A 4,158-nucleotide genomic window follows, 5' to 3' on the forward strand; every position below is an offset into this window, starting at 1 on the left:
CTCAGCACCAGTCCGTGCCGCGTGGCCCGCCTGACAACGGCGGGAAGCCGCCGCCGGGCCGGGCGCGGAGCACCCGGGCGTCGCCGCGGCGAAGACGGTAAGGCCGTGGCGACCACATGAACCCCCGCAGAATCGAACATGTGACGGTGACGGTGCGTCACATTCCTACCAGGCATCACCTCAACCACACAAGAAACGTTGATCGTCTCCTGATGCTGCCTCGGGTACCGGCCCCCGGCTGCCCCCCGCCGGGCAGACGCCGGCACGGGTCGCCGCGACGCGGTGTCCCCTGGGGAGCGTGGACGGGTGAGCCGTTGCGATCGGGCTGAGGCACGCGGGGGACGTGCGCCGGGGAGGAACGGGTGTAGGACATGGCGCATCGGAAAGCGCTGCCAACACAGCTCGACACCGCGGTCGTGGACTTCGTGGCGCGGCTGCGCCTCCCCCACCGGCTACAGCGGCTGTTCGTTGCCATCGCGATCTGCGGTCAGTCACGAAGACAGACCTTCGCCATACCCACGACTGACGCTTGGGCAAAAGCAAGGCGTCGCGTCGGCAGCTAAGGAGATCTCTCAGTTGGCGATGGAGCCCTGCCTACAACTCGTACCAATCACTCAGTTCACCAGGCGTCGCTGTCTGGATGAAGTCGTGAACGATGTCCCACGCATGATCCATGGACAGTGCGACGTCTCCGGTGAACGCGTGTAGTTCGTCCATGATCACCACTTCGACCTCGGCACTCGGTGCCGCGGAATCATCGCCTACACGAAGAGACACTCTGCCAGAGGTGTCGAAGAGGTGGAGGACAGCGTGGTCTCCTTTGAAGCCCAGAGCCAAGTAGGGGAGGTCGCCGTCCGGCCGCCGGATCTCAAGGTAGCCCTGGCCGAGGCCGGTTCCGAGCGCCTTGATGTGAGCCTCAAGTTCTTGGACATTCGAGTGCCGTTCGAGCCCTGAGAACCAGCCGGTCTCCAGTGCCGTCGCCGCCCACACCACGTTCACTCCTACTCCTCCCGTCCTCGTCACGCCACCTGGCGCTCTCCCCTGCCGCTTTCACGGATATCCGCCCTGTGCACACCGGCGGTAGCAGGTGAGGGCACTGGCCAATCCAGCGAAGGCGAGGAAGTGTTCAGCCCTTCCGTTCATAGCGACGATGCAGTCGGCGGCAGCCGTTCAGCCATGACATGCGCTCACCCCCCAGCGATGCCGCCCCGAACGAGCCGACGGCTCAACGCCGCGGCGGGCACGCCGAAACACTATCCGCCGTTGCCGTAGCCAGTTGCGCAAGTGGTCGAAGTCGAAGCCCTTGTCTGCGTGCGGTTTGGCGGGCCGCCGACGGCGTGGACCGCCACGATGGACCGTCCGCCAGGAAGCGCCGAAGAACCAGCGGCAGTTGTCGCCAGGTGTATCCCGACGTGGCTACGAAGATGATCGCGGCCAGCACGGCGCGGTCATCTCATCGACGACGGCCCCACGCTGCACACGAGTTGGTGGCTTCGGCACCACGTTCAGGAAGGTCTCCCACAACCCCTCAGGCACGGCTCGTTCCGCTGTCGCCATGCCGGAGCAACGACTCAACGCCAATCAAGACACGTCTAAGTGATTTTGGCGGCCACGGCGTCGAGGACCCAGTCCAGGCCGGTCGCGAAGGAGGCCTCGGCGTCCACGTCGGTGCCGTCGTACACGGCCCTTTTCAGCGCCGGGAAGCGGCCGGTGGCCAGCATTCTCGTCACGTGCGGGCCGTGGGCGCGCTGCCAGTCGTGCTTGGACAGGCCCGTGGCGCGCTCGGCACGCAGATTCGTGATCTCGCGCCTGATCGCGCCCGTGAAGTAGGCGCTGACCGTCTCCACGGCGCGCATGACGGTGTCGATATCGGCGAGGCCGTCGAGGGCGGACAGGGTGGACTCGGCCACGGCGAGGCCGTTCGGGCCCAGGGCCGGGCGGCCGCCGAGCAGGTCGGCCAGCCATTCGTGCCGGAGCGCGGTCTGCCTGGTGCGGTGCGCGAGGACGCGCAGCGCCTCCCGCCAGTCGCCGGGCTGCTCCTCGGGGAGGATCTCGCCCTGAACCTCGTCCACCATGAGGTCGTACAGCTCTTCCTTGGTGGAGATGTATCCGTACAGCCGCATCGGGCCGGCCTCCAGCCGGGCGGCGACCTTGCGCAACGACACCGCCGCAAGGCCGCCCTCATCGGCCAGTGCGATGGCGGCGGCGACGATCCGCTCCCGGTCGAGGGGCACGGGGCGAGCCGGCGGCTCCGGCCGGTCCCACACAGTCATGGTCACACCGTTCTGTTGCGATGCCTGCACTCCAGAAATACAGTGTATGGGTATGAGACATCGTATCGCCGTAGTCGGGGGCGGCCCCGCCGGTCTCACCTTCGCCCGCGTCCTGCACCGTCATGGTCACGCCGTCACCGTCCTCGAACGCGATCCCGCCCCCGACGCCCGCCCCCCGGGCGGCACGCTGGACCTGCACGAAGGGCTGGGCCAACTCGCACTGGACAAGGCGGGACTGCTGGCGGAGTTCCAGGCGCTGTCCCGTCCCGAGGGACAGGCCATGCGCATCCTGGACACGGCCGGGACCGTCCTGCGCGACTGGCGACCCCGTCCAGATGATCGGGCCAATCCCGAGATCGACCGCGGGCAACTCCGTGACCTGCTGCTCGGCCCTCTCGACGTCCAGTGGGGACGGGGCGTGACGCAGGTGGTGCCCGGGACCCGGGACGGCGTACTGGTCCACTTCGCGGACGGGCGACAGGAGACGTTCGACCTCGTGGTCGGCGCGGACGGCGCCTGGTCCCGGGTCCGCCCGGCGGTCTCGTCGGCGACACCGCACTACACCGGCGTCACCTATGTCGAGACCTTCCTCGACGACATCGACACCCGCCACCCCGACCTCGCCCGGCTGATCGGCGACGGTTCCGTCGCTGTGTACGGCGTGAACCGCTCGCTCACCGCCCAGCGCAACAGCGGCGGCCACGTCAAGGTATACGCCAAGTTCCGCGCGCCGCTGGACTGGCACACAAACCTGGACCTGGCCGACGTCGAAGCCGTGCGATCGAGTCTGCTGGCCCTGTTCGACGGCTTGGCCACTCCCGTCCTCTACCTCCTCCACCACGGCAGCGCTTTCGCCCACCGCCCCCTCTACGTCCTGCCCGCGTCCCAGACCTGGACCCACGTCCCCGGGGTGACGCTGCTGGGCGACGCCGCCCACCTGATGCCCCCACTGGGGGCGGGCGCGAACCTCGCGATGCTGGAAGGCGCCGAACTCGCCGAGTCCATCGCCACCGGCCGTGAAGACCTGGACAAGACCGTCCGCGCCTTCGAGGAACAGATGTGGGCACGGGCCAGCAGGTGGGCGAAGATCACCACGGCCGGTCTGGAACGCCTCGTAAGCCCGGACCCCGCCGAAGCCCTCGCCCTCTTCGACCAAGTCCAGCCATCCTGACTGCCCAGCGCGAGAGCACCAGTATCAACAACTCGCGATGGCTTCACGGAACAGTGCGGCTCCGCCTCAATCCCTACCGGCAAAACCACCGCTGGACCGTCTCATGAAACACGTCAAAGTCTGGAGAAGGACGGGTTCCGGGCCTTGGTCTCGGGCCGGGTGGTGCTGCGCTCCAGGCGCGGCACCCAGTTGCTCCCGGCGTTCCCCGAGACGCGGCCGGGGCCGCGCAGCTGCCGGACGGCCACCGCACTGGACGGCGCGCTGGTCGTATGGGATGCCACGGGTCGCCTCGGCTTTCGAGCGGCCGGCGAACCAGCTTGCCGGGCGTGGTTCCGGGGCGGCCCGGGCGGCGGAGGAGCGGCCGGCCCCACTTCGTCGCGTTCGATCTGCTGCGGCTGTCCGGAACGGACAGACCGCGTGGCCGTACCGGCGGCGCCGGGCCGCGCTGGAGTCCGTGTCCGCCGCCCGCCGTCTGTCGGCGCCATGGGCGCCGTGTCCGTGGTCCCCGGCGGATAGGGCGAGGGATTCGGACCCGGTGAAAAGGGGCGAGATCCTCGGGTGTCCAGGTGGTCAGCGCGACACGTCCTCCGGCCGGTCGGTGCGCGGTTGCCGGGTGGTCCATGAGGTGAGGATGCGCAGGGCGTCGTGGGAGGGGCTGCCGGGTTCGGCGGTCAGGATCATCAGGCGCTGTCCGGAGCCGTCGGGGCTGGTCCA

The 4,158-nt window shown here is 68.8% G+C and carries 4 protein-coding genes and 2 pseudogenes; 1 reads left to right on the forward strand and 5 read right to left on the reverse strand.

Features of this window, described 5'->3' with window-relative positions:
- Positions 1-594: 594 nt before the first annotated feature.
- The 3 genes and pseudogenes from JF597_RS50095 to JF597_RS50105 form a co-directional block, all read right to left on the reverse strand.
- On the reverse strand, positions 595-999 hold the full coding sequence (locus JF597_RS50095; RefSeq protein ID WP_294012889.1) for a hypothetical protein: 405 nt from the start codon (positions 997-999) through the stop codon (positions 595-597).
- A gap of 51 nt (positions 1,000-1,050) precedes the next feature.
- Positions 1,051-1,557, reverse strand: a pseudogene (locus JF597_RS50100) (transposase).
- A gap of 35 nt (positions 1,558-1,592) precedes the next feature.
- Positions 1,593-2,273: a TetR/AcrR family transcriptional regulator C-terminal domain-containing protein gene (locus JF597_RS50105; RefSeq protein WP_294012892.1), complete on the reverse strand. Its 681-nt coding sequence runs from the start codon at positions 2,271-2,273 to the stop codon at positions 1,593-1,595.
- Positions 2,274-2,325: 52 nt separating this feature from the next.
- On the opposite strand from JF597_RS50105, the gene JF597_RS50110 reads away from it, so the two are divergent.
- Entirely contained in the window at positions 2,326-3,444 is a 1,119-nt protein-coding gene (locus JF597_RS50110) for an NAD(P)/FAD-dependent oxidoreductase (protein WP_294012895.1), read from the forward strand.
- A 113-nt stretch (positions 3,445-3,557) separates the two neighbouring features.
- Here the strand turns inward: JF597_RS50110 and JF597_RS50115 are convergent, their stop codons facing one another.
- Both JF597_RS50115 and JF597_RS50120 read right to left on the reverse strand, forming a co-directional pair.
- On the reverse strand, positions 3,558-3,725 hold the full coding sequence (locus JF597_RS50115; RefSeq protein WP_294012898.1) for a hypothetical protein: 168 nt from the start codon (positions 3,723-3,725) through the stop codon (positions 3,558-3,560).
- 289 nt (positions 3,726-4,014) lie between these two features.
- Positions 4,015-4,158 (reverse strand): annotated as a pseudogene (locus JF597_RS50120) (transcriptional regulator); the annotation flags it as partial.

Origin of the sequence: Streptomyces sp. (genome assembly GCF_019510245.1) — a bacterium.
Lineage (GTDB): Bacteria > Actinomycetota > Actinomycetes > Streptomycetales > Streptomycetaceae > Streptomyces.

Excerpts from the sequence above, each read along its gene's own strand:
- JF597_RS50105 (WP_294012892.1), bottom strand. The coding sequence starts at position 2,273 with ATGACTGTGTGGGACCGGCCGGAGCCGCCGGCTCGCCCCGTGCCCCTC.
- JF597_RS50110 (WP_294012895.1), top strand. The coding sequence starts at position 2,326 with ATGAGACATCGTATCGCCGTAGTCGGGGGCGGCCCCGCCGGTCTCACC.